Origin of the sequence: Haloarcula sp. H-GB4 (genome assembly GCF_030848575.1) — an archaeon.
Lineage (GTDB): Archaea > Halobacteriota > Halobacteria > Halobacteriales > Haloarculaceae > Haloarcula.
Map to the genome: position 1 here is coordinate 1,259,680 of NZ_JAVDDX010000001.1, position 13,360 is coordinate 1,273,039.

15 protein-coding genes are annotated in these 13,360 nt (G+C 62.7%); 9 read left to right on the plus strand and 6 right to left on the minus strand.

All coding sequences use genetic code 11. The features are described from left to right. Nucleotides 1-24: 24 nt before the first annotated feature. A complete protein-coding gene (locus RBH20_RS06605; RefSeq protein ID WP_306706735.1) occupies nucleotides 25-1,014 on the minus strand; it encodes an aldo/keto reductase in 990 nt (329 codons plus the stop codon). A 59-nt stretch (nucleotides 1,015-1,073) separates the two neighbouring features. Between RBH20_RS06605 and RBH20_RS06610 the strand changes: the two genes are divergently transcribed. The 5 genes from RBH20_RS06610 (at nucleotide 1,074) to RBH20_RS06630 (ending at nucleotide 4,935) form a co-directional block, all read left to right on the plus strand. Beyond that, nucleotides 1,074-1,949 carry a hypothetical protein gene (locus tag RBH20_RS06610; RefSeq protein ID WP_306706737.1) on the plus strand — a complete coding sequence of 292 codons (876 nt, stop codon included), beginning with the start codon at nucleotides 1,074-1,076 and terminating at the stop codon, nucleotides 1,947-1,949. A gap of 329 nt (nucleotides 1,950-2,278) precedes the next feature. Then, nucleotides 2,279-2,917 carry a transcriptional regulator GfcR gene (gene gfcR / locus RBH20_RS06615; RefSeq protein WP_004961276.1) on the plus strand — a complete coding sequence of 213 codons (639 nt, stop codon included), beginning with the start codon at nucleotides 2,279-2,281 and terminating at the stop codon, nucleotides 2,915-2,917. 115 nt (nucleotides 2,918-3,032) lie between these two features. Next, on the plus strand, nucleotides 3,033-3,230 hold the full coding sequence (locus RBH20_RS06620; RefSeq protein WP_306706739.1) for a DUF5800 family protein: 198 nt from the start codon (nucleotides 3,033-3,035) through the stop codon (nucleotides 3,228-3,230). A 155-nt stretch (nucleotides 3,231-3,385) separates the two neighbouring features. Beyond that, nucleotides 3,386-4,552: a thiolase domain-containing protein gene (locus tag RBH20_RS06625; protein ID WP_306706741.1), complete on the plus strand. Its 1,167-nt coding sequence runs from the start codon at nucleotides 3,386-3,388 to the stop codon at nucleotides 4,550-4,552. Next, nucleotides 4,549-4,935 (plus strand): Zn-ribbon domain-containing OB-fold protein, encoded by a 387-nt coding sequence (locus RBH20_RS06630; RefSeq protein WP_306706744.1) that lies wholly within the window; start codon nucleotides 4,549-4,551, stop codon nucleotides 4,933-4,935. The genes RBH20_RS06625 and RBH20_RS06630 overlap by 4 nt, the downstream gene beginning before the upstream one ends. 3 nt (nucleotides 4,936-4,938) lie before the next feature. Here the strand turns inward: RBH20_RS06630 and RBH20_RS06635 are convergent, their stop codons facing one another. The 3 genes from RBH20_RS06635 to RBH20_RS06645 form a co-directional block, all read right to left on the minus strand. Continuing rightward, nucleotides 4,939-5,880 (minus strand): alpha/beta fold hydrolase, encoded by a 942-nt coding sequence (locus RBH20_RS06635; RefSeq protein WP_306706746.1) that lies wholly within the window; start codon nucleotides 5,878-5,880, stop codon nucleotides 4,939-4,941. Between the two features lie 100 nt (nucleotides 5,881-5,980). Next, entirely contained in the window at nucleotides 5,981-7,039 is a 1,059-nt protein-coding gene (gene meaB, locus RBH20_RS06640; RefSeq protein WP_306706747.1) for a methylmalonyl Co-A mutase-associated GTPase MeaB, read from the minus strand. Then, complete coding sequence (locus RBH20_RS06645; RefSeq protein ID WP_004592670.1) at nucleotides 7,036-7,458, minus strand: cobalamin B12-binding domain-containing protein; 423 nt, start codon at nucleotides 7,456-7,458, stop codon at nucleotides 7,036-7,038. Before RBH20_RS06645 ends, meaB begins: the two co-directional genes overlap by 4 nt. Before the next feature lie 271 nt (nucleotides 7,459-7,729). Here RBH20_RS06645 and RBH20_RS06650 point away from each other — a divergent pair, with 271 nt between their 5' ends. The 4 genes from RBH20_RS06650 to RBH20_RS06665 are packed head-to-tail and all read left to right on the plus strand — an operon-like array spanning nucleotide 7,730 to nucleotide 10,662. Next, on the plus strand, nucleotides 7,730-8,404 hold the full coding sequence (locus RBH20_RS06650) for a glycosyltransferase family 2 protein (protein ID WP_306706751.1): 675 nt from the start codon (nucleotides 7,730-7,732) through the stop codon (nucleotides 8,402-8,404). A gap of 2 nt (nucleotides 8,405-8,406) precedes the next feature. Continuing rightward, nucleotides 8,407-8,793 carry a DUF2304 domain-containing protein gene (locus tag RBH20_RS06655; RefSeq protein WP_306706753.1) on the plus strand — a complete coding sequence of 129 codons (387 nt, stop codon included), beginning with the start codon at nucleotides 8,407-8,409 and terminating at the stop codon, nucleotides 8,791-8,793. Further along, nucleotides 8,786-9,643, plus strand: coding sequence for a polysaccharide deacetylase family protein (locus tag RBH20_RS06660; protein ID WP_306706755.1), 858 nt, complete (start codon nucleotides 8,786-8,788; stop codon nucleotides 9,641-9,643). Before RBH20_RS06655 ends, RBH20_RS06660 begins: the two co-directional genes overlap by 8 nt. Next, the gene (locus RBH20_RS06665) at nucleotides 9,640-10,662 is read left to right on the plus strand and encodes a lysylphosphatidylglycerol synthase transmembrane domain-containing protein (protein WP_306706757.1); all 1,023 of its coding nucleotides are present in this window, start codon (nucleotides 9,640-9,642) and stop codon (nucleotides 10,660-10,662) included. The genes RBH20_RS06660 and RBH20_RS06665 overlap by 4 nt, the downstream gene beginning before the upstream one ends. 110 nt (nucleotides 10,663-10,772) lie before the next feature. Here the strand turns inward: RBH20_RS06665 and RBH20_RS06670 are convergent, their stop codons facing one another. Beyond that, on the minus strand, nucleotides 10,773-12,560 hold the full coding sequence (locus tag RBH20_RS06670; protein WP_306706759.1) for a glycosyltransferase family 39 protein: 1,788 nt from the start codon (nucleotides 12,558-12,560) through the stop codon (nucleotides 10,773-10,775). A 42-nt stretch (nucleotides 12,561-12,602) separates the two neighbouring features. Next, complete coding sequence (locus tag RBH20_RS06675) at nucleotides 12,603-13,289, minus strand: glycosyltransferase (protein ID WP_306706761.1); 687 nt, start codon at nucleotides 13,287-13,289, stop codon at nucleotides 12,603-12,605. Nucleotides 13,290-13,360 lie beyond the last annotated feature (71 nt).

Consider the following 13,360-nt stretch of genomic DNA (forward strand, 5'->3'; position numbering starts at 1 on the left):
ATGGTTATCTATCGAAGTCCACGGTCAGTCCTTCCCCTCGACCGGCCACTGTGGCTGTTTCGGGGCCTCGATTCGGGCACATTCCTCGTCGGACAGGTCGACATCGAGAGCGCCGACGTTCTCCTCCAAGTGGTCCATCGTCCGCGGGCCGATTATCGGCGCGTCGACGACATCCTGATGGCAGAGCCACGCTAGGCTGACCTGTGCCGGCGTTGCGTCCTTCGCGTCAGCAATCGCCTGCACCTCGTCAAGGACCGCCCAGTTCTCGTCGCTGAACCGGTTTGCCGTGTATTCGTCTGTACTCGCCCGCCCTTCGGATAGGTCGTCGTCGCGGTCGTACTTCCCGGCGAGGAAGCCACCGGCCAGCGGTGACCACGGGATGACACCAATCCCTTCCATCTCGCAGACGGGCAGGAGATTCGCCTCCTCGTGACGGTCGACAGCGCTGTACTCCGGTTGCATCGAGACGAACCGCTCGTACCCCTCGATATCTGCGGTGTACAGCGCCTTCTGGAACTTCCAGTTCGCCATCGTGCTTGCGCCGATATACCGGACCAGTCCCTCGTCGACGAGATACGTCAGCGCATCCAGTGTCTCCTCAATGGGCGTATCCTCGTCCCACCGGTGGATCTGGTAGAGATCGAGATAGTCGACGCCGAGGCGGTCCAGCGTGGCGTGACACTGGTCGATGATGTGTTTCTTCGAGAGCCCACTCCCGTTCGGCCCGTCGTGCATATCGAAGTACACCTTCGATGCGAGGACCAGTTCGTCGCGACGAGCGGAGTCGACGGCCTCGCCAAGGATACGCTCGCTCTCGCCGTTCGAGTACGCGTTGGCCGTATCGAAGAAGTTGATACCCAGATCGAGCGCGCGTTCGAGTATCCGGCGGCTCTCAGCCTCGTCATTTAGCATCCAGGGCTCCGCGCTCCCGAAGTTCATCGTTCCGAGACAGAGTTCAGACACGTCGAGACCTGTCGACCCGAGCGTGGTGTATGTCACCGGTGAATCGCTCATGACACTTTGTACCACAGCTGTTGTTAAAGAATTTTGGGACTGGATACCGTTGTCCGAACATGAGCCGGGAGTCCGCACCGAAGGAATCTGACCCGATGGACGTACTCGAAACCCTCAGCGACGAGTCCTACACCGGACCGAACAGATGCTGGCCGTGTACGGTCTTGAACCTGGGGCTTGTCGGACTTCTTGCACTGTTCCTGCGTGCACGCAAACGCTCGTTACTGAGCCTACTGGTCGGCGTTGTCGGCGTCGCGGTGGTCTACCTTCGGGGGTATCTGGTTCCGTACACGCCAGAATTTGCTCCACGGCTGGTGGCGGCGTCACCGATCCCGGACGAGTGGTTCCATGGGGAGCCAGCACACGACGCGGCAACGCAGGAAGCTATGGCCCACGAGGAGCGTGACTCGCTGGCTGATGACGTTGAACTGGACGGCGAAACCATCCTCCGAGAGCTTTCGGCAGCTGGCGTCATCGAACTTGAGGGTGAACGGCTGTTTCCCGAAGCGACCGTCGACACTGTCTGGCACGACCGGATGGACGAACTGGCAGCGGAATCACTCGACGCTCTCTCGACGACACTGCAGGCGTCGCTGGAGCAGGTCGATCATGCGGAGCCGTATGTCGACGACGCGGAGTGGATCGTGCTTGGTTCCGAGCACAAACAGCTCCTGCCTCGTCCGGTCGTCGTCGCCGAGCTCGCAGCGTACGAGGTCCTTGGCGAGCGTCTCGACGACGAGCGGCTCAGAGTCGCCGGTGCGGAGGCCTTCCGGATGTTTCTTGATAGTTGCCCGGTCTGTGGCTCCGAACTGGTCGAGTCGTCGTCGGTGTCATGCTGTGGCGGCCATCTGGGCCCGCGTCAGGACCCAGACGAGACGCTCGTCTGTCCGACCTGCGAGCAACGACTCTACACCTTTGAAGTGGGCGACAACTGAAACGCACACGGAACAGCCGAGTCCGTATCAGGTCCGGTGTCCGAGGCGCTATTCGGGTTCGACCTATAGAGACGATGGACGGCAAAGGGCGGGAGAAACCCCGCCTGACCGCTGGTGCGTGCGGTCCCGCGGACAACCATGCTGTGTGACAGACGGTTGGCGTCGGCCGGGTTGGAATGGGGATGCTGGTGACCTGACGGGGTCGCCACCTGGCCCCGGATAGCAGGGAGAGTGGACCCAGCCAATAGATTAGTACAATGACTGTTGTAAATAGATTTTGGTGGGTGAAGAACACTGCCTATTAAATCCTCGCACACGGAGATGAAGGTATGAAGAATATCGACGACCTCGTCGACAGTGCGTCCGACTTGGCACAGCGTGGCCTCTCTAAGGGCGAGATTGCTGATGAACTCAACGTCTCCCGGGAGACAGCGAGTTGGCTTGTCGAACGCAGCGGCACCGGGACGGAACCGGACACGAGCGATGATGGCGGCCCCCACGACATCCACGTTGACTGGTCCGCCGTCGGCCGTGACAGCAACCGGCTGTACCACGCAGGAGCGGCGATGGCTGACCTGCTCTCGAAGAAAGGCGACGACGTGGACCTTACCATCGGCATCGAGAAGGCCGGCGCGCCGCTTGCGACGACCGTTGCGCGGGAACTGGAAACCGACCTCGGAACGTACGCCCCGACCAAACACCAGTGGGACGACGACGAGAGCGAAACCAGCGATGGCTCGTTCTCCCGAAACTTCGCGCAGATCCGGAACCGTGACTGCTACGTCGTTGACGACACGATTACGAGCGGCAAGACGATGGGGGAAACCATCGACGCGATCCACGAACAAGGCGGGAACCCCGTGGCCTGTGTTGTGCTGGCTGACAAGCGCGGCATCGGCGACATCCGCGGCGTCCCGGTGTACTCCCTGCTACAGGTCATCCGAGTCGGCAGCGACGGCGACTCGTAACGGTCCTGACGGACCGTTCCGAACCCGCGTTTCGCCGGGTTACCTCCGGATTATCTGAACCAGCGCGGCCCCACGAGAGACTATCCTTTTATTCGTGCCGTGCGTAATTCGCTGTATGACTGTACTATCGTTCGACGAACAGGGTGTCGATGTCGTTTACGAGGGGACGGAGTTCCGTCTCGAAAAGGCCCTTATCGAAGACGCCATCGAAAAGTCGTATCCAAACGTGACCGACCACGAGGTCCTACAGATGGTTGAGCCGGAACCGGCGCTGTCGGGAGAGCCACAGCGGATCGCCGAAATCGTGAACTGACGTGGAAACAATTCCTTTGAGGGATATAACCGTCGTGGGAAATTAATTTTTGCTGAGAACCTATATCCCGTTTGTAGGCGTTTAAGTCGGTGATTATGCGCTAATTAACCATCCGAACAGTAGGCATTTAAGCCGTCAGCGCACACTGGGAGATAATGTCAGACCCACGTATCGCCGGGGCCAGCGTGACACAGTTCGGGAAACACCCCGAGCGAACCGGCCGAGACCTGTTCGCCGAGGCCGGACTCGAAGCGCTATCGGAGGCCGGAATCGACCCGGAAGACGCTGAGGCACTCTATTACGGCAACTTCATGGGAGAGCTCGCGGAACATCAGGGCCATCAGGGCCCGCTGATGGCCGAGGCCATCGGACTGGACGTTCCGGCGACCCGTGTCGAAGCGGCCTGTGCATCCGCTGGTACAGCCGTTCGTGAAGCCGTCAAGACGATCCGGAACGGCGAAGCGGAGGTCGTCGTCGTCGGCGGCGCGGAACGGATGACCAACATCGGGACGGCAGCGGCGACAGACGCGCTCGCCATCGCCGCCGACGACCTCTACGAGGTCCGTGCCGGGATGACCTTCCCCGGTGCGTATGCGCTGATGGCCCGGTCGTACTTCGACCAGTATGGCGGCTCCCACGAGGACCTCGCTCACATCGCCGTCAAGAACCACGAGCACGCGCTGGTCAACGAACACGCCCAGATTCAGAAGGAAATCACGGTCGAGGACGCGATGGAGGCCCCGACGATTGCGTCCCCGCTGGGCCTGTATGACTCCTGTCCGATTACTGACGGGGCCGCGGCCGCTGTCCTGACGACGGAGTCCTACGCTGAGGAGCACGACTTAGACGCCCCAGTCGCCATTACTGGGACCGGCCAAGGTGGTGACAATCTCGCACTGCAGGACCGCCTACATCTGGCACAGACACCCGCCGCCGACAAGGCTGCGGAGGAGGCCTACGGGGACGCCGGCGTCGGCCCCGACGATGTCGATTTCGCCGAGGTCCACGACTGTTTCACTATCGCGGAAGTGTTCGCAATCGAATCGCTTGGCTTCTACGAGCGCGGCGAGGGCATCGCTGCGGCGCGCAACGGCGAGACGACCCGCGACGGCGACCGCCCGATAAATCTCTCTGGCGGGCTGAAAGCCAAGGGTCACCCGGTCGGCGCGACCGGCGTTGCTCAGTTGGCGACGGTCGCCTGGCTCCTCGACGGGTCACACCCGCGGGCCGACGCCGTGCCGGACAGCACGGTCGGCGTCGCACACAACGCGGGCGGCACAGTCGCGTCTACGACTGTCCACGTCATGGAGGTGCAAGAATGACTGAATCCGCACAAGACGGCGAGTACGACGCGTGGCTCGACAGCATCGAATCGGACGACGGCTACTACCTCGAATGCTCGAACGGCCACGGCTGGCTCCCGCCTCGTCGGGTGTGCCCGCGCTGTCACGACCAGGACCTCTCGGCGGTCGACTTGCCGGACTCCGGCGAAATCGCGAGCCACACGACGATCACGGTCCCGACGCCGCAGTTCGAGGACGACGCACCCTACGTCACCGCTATCGCTGACTTCGGACCGGTGTCGGTCACGGGCCTCGTCCGTGACGTGGACCCGGACGACGTTGCTATCGACGACGTGGTCGGCATCGATGTCGGCGAGCGCGTGACGACCGGCGAGAGAGCGGTCGTGTTCCGACCGCGCTAGGGCTCAGTTCTCGACTGTTACCGAAGTCACTCTGTCCCGGACCACATCAACGAACTCACCGGGGTGTTCGACGTGGGGCAGGAGTAGCGAATCACCGAACACAACGAGCATCGCGTCCGCCTGCTCGGCCATGTCGCGACCCTTCGACAGCGGCGTGATGTCGGCGTCCTCGCCCCAGACCATCGTCACGGGCACGTCGAGGCTGGCAAGTACCTCACCGAGATCATCCTCGGGGTCGAGGAAGCCCGAGACGAACGACGCTGGTGCAAAGCGCGCACCGGGCTGGTGGCCGCTTTGCCACTCATAGTCGACGACGTCCTCGGTGAGGTTATCCATGTCGTAGTAGCCGTGGTCGGCGTGGAAGTGCCGGATAGAAGGCTTTGAGACGGTGAGGTTGTAAATGGCCTCTCCGATGACTGGCGCGCGGAGCAGCGAGCGGAGCCAGACAGTACGGTTGCCCATCGAACTGTCCGTCGGACAGATGAGGATGAGTTCCTTCACGTCGACCGCCTGTGCCGCGCTGGCGGCGTAGGCCCCGGTCAGTGATGACGCGACGACGGTCGCGTCAGCCGTGTTGTCCTCGATAAAGTCCCGCACGAACGCCGTGTACAGCGAGGCCGAGTACAGCAGCGGTGGCCGGTCCGTATGCCCGAAGCCCGGCAGGTCCGGCGCAATGACGTGATAGTCCTCTGCGAGGGTGTCAAACACCGTATGGAACTCGTGACTACTGGCAGCGGCATTGATGCCGTGGAACAGCACGAGGTCCGGGTCCGACGGGTCGCCGGCTTCAGTGTACGCGATATCGAACCCACGCCAGCGGTACGTCCCCTGTTCCCCGTCGAGCATCGGTTCGAACGCGCCGGCCCGCGACTGCAGCACGCGGTTGGCAGCGGCTGTCGCGCCGACCGCACCAACGACTGCACCGAGCGCCTTGCGGAGTTTCATACTGATGACTTGGGACCCGGAGTATGTTATACATGCTGGACGAGCATCAGGTATCGATTGCCCGAGGGCTTGCTGAGTCCGGAGGGTGCTAGCCTCGCACTCAGGCCTCGTCGCGAGGCTCGTCGAGACACTCACGGAGCGGTTCGAGCACCTCATCGACGACCGTGTACGGGTCAGTGTGGCGCTCGATGACGGCGTCGACGTACTGTTCGATGCCGCCGCGGCGGTCGAGTTCGCCGACCAGTAGTTCGTTGGCGTCCTCCCGAAGCAAGGTTCGGATTTCGGCGGCGAATCGCTCTCGGGCCTGCCCCTCTCGGCGGCCGGTTCGGTCCAGATACGCGCCGTGGTTGGCCAGCGCGTCTAAGAAATCTTCGACGCCTTCGCCCCGATTGGCAACCGTCTCCACGATAGGGGGGTTCCATGTCTCCGGCTCGTCGCCCCCATCATCGGAATCGTCGGTGGACGCGTCTCCGTGGTCGCCGGCAAGTTCAGTCGCGCCGTGATGGCCGGAGTCCGGGCGGCCGCTCTGTCCCTGTAGCATTTCCCGGAGTTGCTGGACGGTCCGGTCGGCTCCATCGAGGTCGGCCTTGTTGACCACGAACACGTCACCGATTTCGAGGATGCCGGCCTTGAGCATCTGGACGTCGTCACCGCTGCCCGGCGGTACGAGCACGGCGACGGTGTCGGCGGTGCGGACGATGTCGACCTCGTTCTGGCCCGCGCCAACTGTCTCGACGATGATCTTGTCCTTGCCGAACGCGTCCAGCGCGGTCACGGCGTCGGTCGTCGCCGTCGACAGCCCACCGAGGGAGCCACGAGCAGACATCGACCGGAAGAACATATCCATATCGCCAGCGTTCGAGGCCATCCGTATCCGGTCGCCGAGCACTGCGCCGCCGGAGAACGGCGAGGACGGGTCGATAGCGATGACGCCGACAGTCTGGCCCTGCTCGCGGTAGGTCGCTGCGACCTTGTCGACCAGCGTGGACTTGCCCGCACCGGGACTACCGGTGACGCCGATGACGTCGGCCGTCCCGGTGTGCTGGTGGAGGTCGGAGATTATCTTCCGATACCCCGGCGATCGGTTCTCTATCTGTGTGATGACTCTGGCGAGGGCGCTGTGCTTGCCCGCAAGCAGGTCAGCGACGAGGTCGCTCATCGCTCGGGCGCGTTCTCGTGGATGTAGTCAATCATCTCCTCCATGGACGCGCCCGGGCCGAATATCTCATCGACGCCCTGCCCGCGGAGTTCCTCCTGATCGTCATCCGGGACGATGCCCCCAACGAGGATGAGCCGATCATCGAACGCGTCGTACTCCTTTAGCCCGTCAAGAATTTTCGGGACGAGCGTGTTGTGTGCCCCCGAAAGGATGGAGATACCGACGACATCCACGTCCTCCTGCACAGCGGCCTGCACGACTTCGTCAGGCGCTCGGTGGAGCCCTGAGTAAATCACTTCAAAGCCAGCGTCACGGAGCGCCCGGGCGATGACGTGTGCGCCCCGGTCGTGACCGTCGAGTCCAACTTTCGCCACCAGACACCTGATGGTCCGTTCCGTCTGCTCCTGCTCGACACTCATGCCAGTACGTACCGCGCGGTGTGTTTTCATTCTTGCCCTATTCATCATGATCTATGTTGGTCACGAACGTCTCTCTAAGAATGGGCCTTGCTGACAATAACCATTTCCGATTGTGAGAAGCAGGCATCCCGACTAGTCGGTTTCTCATCGGCAGTAACTCACAGAAGCCGGTTTGCAACGAGCGGAGCGGTCAACGACAGGCTCACAGGCCGCAAGTGGACTATCCCAGAGAACGACAATTCTAAGTTCGCTGCTAGCGGCGTTTCCACCAGTGCGAACAGTCGCCGTCATTCCCGCGTACAACGAGTCGAGCACCATCGGGTCGGTGATCGACGGAACGAGCCGATACGTCGACGAGGTCGTCGTCGTCGACGATGGGTCGTCAGACGACACCGCAGCCATCGCCCGGGAGCACGGCGCACACGTCGTCACGCACGTGTTCAACACCGGTGTCGGTGGGGCCGTCAGGACGGGGTACCAGTACGCCATCCGCCACGATTACGACTTCGTCGTGCAGGTCGACGCTGACGGCCAACACGACCCGGAGAAGATTCCAACCCTGCTGGACCACGCCGAGGACGCGGACATGGTCATCGGTAGCCGCTACCTGAACGAGAGCATCGACGACTACCCGCTCGTCAGGCGGCTGGGAATCACCTTCTTCACGACCGTCGTGCGGAAACTCGGCGGCATCGACATCACTGATGTAACGAGCGGCTTCCGCGTCTACCGCGTGTCAGCGCTGGAAAACATCCTCCACCGCTCGGACAACCACTGGGCGGTCGAACAGACGCTTGATGCGGCCCAGCGCGGCCAGCGGATCGAAGAGGTATCGATAGAGATGCCAATCCGTGACGAGGGCGAGTCACAGTTCAGCCTCGACACGCTCGTGCTCTACCCGCTACGGATGACTGACACGGTATTTCGCGTCCTCCTCTTTCGCTAACTATGGTGTTTGGATTCGACTACTCACTGGTCAACCTCCTGTCGCTGGTCGTCGGGCTGGCGTTCCTCGCGAACGGGTTTATCATCGTCAGAAGCGAACGCGAGTCGCTGGAGTTGTTCGTGATGTCGCTGTTGCTCGGCATGGGACTCATCGTCGTCGCCATCGTTCCCAACGTGTTCGAGGTCGTGGCGCGGCTGCTGGGCCTCGAATGGAAAGCCCGGGCTATCCTCGTCATCTCGAACCTGACGCTGTTCGTGGCGGTGACGTACCTGCTCAACCGCATCGGGCATATGTACGACCGCCTGTCACGGCTGAACGAGGAGTTGAGCCTCCTGCGGAGCGAAATTGAGGAACACCAGCTACAGACCGAGGACAAGCAAGATGAGTAATCGTGCGGTGCTGTCGATAGACTTCGAGCTGTTTACGCAGACGCCGGCGTACCGCAGCGCGTCGGGAACGACCGACCGCGACGGCGTCGGCCTCGACGGTGGTCGGTTTTTCAGGGACGCGCTCGCAAAGTACGACGCGACCTCGACCGCGTTCGTGGTCTCCTCGGTCGCCCAGTCCCATCCCGATGCCGTACGGGCGCTCGCTGACGCGGGTATAGAGATTGCTTCGCACACGCACACCCATCAGTTGCTCTCTGATCTCGACAGCAAGGAGCGACGAGGGGAGTTGTCCCAGTCGAAAGACGTGCTGGAGCGAGTCACCAACGAGCGGGTCTCCGGGTTCCGAGCACCCGCCTTCGACATCACCGACGACCACTTCGGTCTGCTTTCCGACATCGGATACACGTACGACTCTAGCGTCGTCTCAAGCCGGTCGATTCCGGGGTGGTACGGCGGCGAATACGACCTCCACGAACCTGTCCCTGCGACAGCTGTGCGCCCAGATGCGCCGGACAGCGTTACGGAATTCCCGGCGAGCGTCATGCCGGGCCTGCAGTTGCCACTCACCGGGACTTGGCTCCGCTTTTTCGGCCCCCGATACACGATTCTGGGTATGAGGCTGCTAGCCCGCCGGGGAATCACGCCAATGCTGTACGTCCATCCGTGGGAACTGGTGGACCTGCCAGCCGTCGAAGGGGTGCCGACGCGGGTGTACGTCAGGACAGGCGACTGGATGCGCCGGGCTGTCGAGCGGATTCTCCAGCAGGATTTCGAGTTCACGACCGTGCGGACCGTTCTGGAGGACGGTGAGACGGCCGCGACACAGCTACAGCGGGGCGAGACGCCGTGACGAGCCGGGCTCGTGATCTGGGGATCACGGTCGCCCAGTACGGCCTCGCCGTCGCGGCGCTTTCGTGGCTGCTCACGCAGTTCGATATCGCCAGTGCGATCGACCTACTCGTCGGCGTCGAAACCGAAACGGCACTCACAGTCGTCACTGTCAGCGTTCTCGGTATCTGTGGCCGAGCCTATACATGGCATGCAGTGATGACCCCGCTCGCGCCCGCCCGGTTCCGGACCGCCGCCGGGACGACGCTCATCGTGAACTTCGTCAATCAGTTGCTCCCGTCGCGGCTCTCTGGACGGCTGGCCGCGCCGTTCGTCCTCCGGAGCCAGACCGGAATGGCCTACAGCGACGCCGCGGCCGCGTCGGCGCTTCACACCGGCGTCTTCGCACTATACTACGGCGTCGCGGCGACCGCAGGGCTCGTACTGGCGGTTCCACTGCTCCGGCTCGAACTTATTCTATTACTGGCGCTTGCGACGGGCCTGTACTTCGTGGCCGGTCTGACGGTACTGTTTGGCGGCCTCAACCTCGCCTATCTGGACCGGCTTATCGGCTTGCTGTCCGGCGTTGCGGTCCGGATTCCACGTGTCGGCGGGACGCTTGCGGCGCGGCTCGACGGCCTGCTCGAATTCACCGACAGCTCGACCACGACATTTCGGTCACTGGCGAGCGAGCCGGCGGTGTGGCTCCGCTACGCGGTCGGCTGGGCCGTCGACCTCGTGCTTGCACCCGGCGTCCGCGTCGGCCTGCTGTTAGGAAGTTTCGGCGTCGCGTTCGAGCCGCTGGTCGCGTTGCCGCTGTACCTGCTGGTCGCGTACACTGTGACGCTCCTACCGCTGACGCCCGGCGGTATCGGTGTTACCGAAGCGACAGCGACGGCGGTGTTCGTCGCGCTTGGCCTCCCAGCGGAGGTTATCATTCCCATCATCTTTGTCGACCGGTTCTTGAGTATCTACCTGCCGTCGCTCGCTGGCTGGTATCCTTCTGTTCGACTCGATGTCGCGTCACTGACGACGGAGTAGCTGGCCGGAAAGAGCCACGGCAAGACGGACTCATACTGTTGGCTGTAACTACGTGAAGAGATTTGCTACCCCGGGTGGCAAAATTCTTCAATGGCTTACAGCCGGCAGTATCAGAACGGCGGATGACGGCTCGTGTCGCACTTGCCGTCGCGTTCCAGAATGAGAGTGTACTGGTTCGCCGCGAGTTCCTGCTCGTCGGCGAACTGGTCGGTATGCGGGACGACGCCGAGTCGGAGCAGGTCAGTGAACGAACTAGGCGTCGGTCGCTGGGGCACGAAGTTTGGCGGCCGCTCCCCGAACTCGGCGACGATTCGGTAGTTGGACTCCTCGTTCAGAAGGCTCCGGAGGTAGACGGCCTGTGCGTCACCGTTCCGGTAGTAGGTATCTTCTTTGAGGTATAGGAGGTCCCGATACCCGACCTGAATGTATCGGGGGCACGCCATCGCTTCCTCCGCCTCCGAGTCTTGGCCGGCGACGTGTCTGGCGGTCAGCGAGTGCGGGACAGCGGTGTCCTGAATGTGGACGCGATATGTCTCAACCACGTCGCCCTCCTCGCTGTTGTCTTCGAGCCACGCCGTCGCCTCGTCTCGGGGCATTGACGCGAACTGGGCCGTCCCGATACCGGCGTAGACGGCCGTCGTCACCAGCAAGATAGCCATCACCGGTCGCGCCAGAGACGACGAGCGCTCGCGGAGGTCCACCAGTCGCCCCCCGACGAGCAAAGCGATAAGCGGGAACGTCGGTATGAGGTGGTGTACTCGGAAATCGTGCCACTGGGAGAACATCACGATGTAGGCTACCAGCCCCGTCAAAACGAGGACAGTGCCGTGGAAGGCGGAATCGCGGTCGCGCAACGTGGCGACAGTCGCCACGACGCTGGCGGCGGCCGCGGTAACCAGTGGGAGTCCAAGCGCGCTGAAGTAGCCCCGCAGGAACCACCACCACATTGGAGCGTCGGGACCAGTCGGATGACTCATCCGCGAGGTCGAGCCGCCGAACACGCGCTCGATGAACGGTTCGGCCCCCGCCACGAGCGCAGTGGGGAACCCGAGCACGATCATCGCGAACCCGAGCAAAGCGCCGCTTAGGAGGAGCTTCGGCCGGTACAGCGTCTCTGTCAGCGGCGCGTCAGCGGCATGGGCACGCAGCAGGAAGGCCACACCGATGAGCAGGATGACCGGCACAGCCGTCAGTTTGAACGCAATCGCGACCCCGCCAGCGGCGCTTGCCGTCAGGAACAGCGTCCCGTCGTCCGTCTGGACGTACCTGACGAGCAGATACAGCGCGAGGAGGACGAAGACCAGCGCCGGCATGTCCTCACCGGCTTCCTTCGAGATGGTGAGAAAGCCGAAGGTAAGCGAGAGCACGACGGCCGAGAGCCGGCCGGCGTTACGCCCCTCGATAGCAACACCGAGGCGGTAGGTGAGGTAGACGGTACAGAGCGCGGCTATGACGTTGGTCAGCCGGATGGAGACGAGACTCCAGGTCCATATCCACTCGGGCGTGGCTGCCCAGACCTCGTAGTGGCCGAACTCCCAGCTGGGGAAGGCGATAGTCGTGAACGCGCCTAACTCGCCGGTGAAAGCTGCGACGAGTACGACAGGGAGGATAGCCAGCGCATAGAGGTACAGCGTCGCACCGAAGGGGGCCCGACCCCACTCGATGCCGGCCTTGAGCCCCTCGAAAGTCGGTTCTTCGAGGACCGACCCGTAGACGACCATCGCGTCGAGCAAGCGGCTGTACTCGTCGCGGGTCGCGAAGTTCGGGATACGGTGCCAGAACCAGAACCCGACCAGCACAGTCGACAGGAGGAGAATGTAGCGGAGATAGGGGTCGTCCCGGAGGTCCGACCGTACCTGTTCGACAGCACGTCGGAGCAGTGACCGCCAGCCACTCATCGTGTCAGTGCTCCGGTGTGTGTGTTGAAAAGGCTGCCCTTCTCAGAAGTAGTCGGCATCGAACTCCCGGCGGAAGATGTAGTGATTGGCGTATCCCCGAACGTACTTGGCAAACAGCGAGAGGTACCCTTCGTCAGCCTCTCTACGCGCGGACGTGGCCACACAGGAGTCGGCGTCGTATACGATTCGGCCGTAGTCTTTCATCCGCAGTGAGAGTTCCGTGTCCTCCATGAACGGGATGTCCTCGTCGAAGCCGCCCGCGGCCTCGAAGGCGTCGGCCCGGAAGCTACAGTTGAAGCCCGGTTGCTGGACGAAGCCCAGCGGCCAGGACACCCGATACCAGTAGTCCGACAGCAGTTTGAACAGTACACGGTGCTTGAGGCTGTCTTCGAGTGGCCTCGCGGGGCCACCAACACCCACTACGCCATCGTCGGTGTAGTGCCTGAGATGCAGGCGAACCCAGTCCTCGGGGACCACCGTATCGGCATCGGTGAACAGCAGAATCGGCGCTGTCGCGGCCGCGGCTCCGCGGTTCCTAGCGATTCCCGCCCCGCCCTCGTCGCACCGGACGACGGTGTCGACGAAAGGGGTGTCGCGGGCTACCTGTTCCGTCCCGTCATCGCCGCCGACCACGACGATCAGTTCGACGGGCTGTGACTCGAAGGGAGCCAGACAGCGGGCCAGCGACTCCGCCTCGTTGTAGGCCGGGACGATAACTGCGGCGTCCATCTGATCCACGGCTACACCGTACAGACAGAAATACTATCTGATGATCCGGAGAGCGTGAGTCACGATCAGAA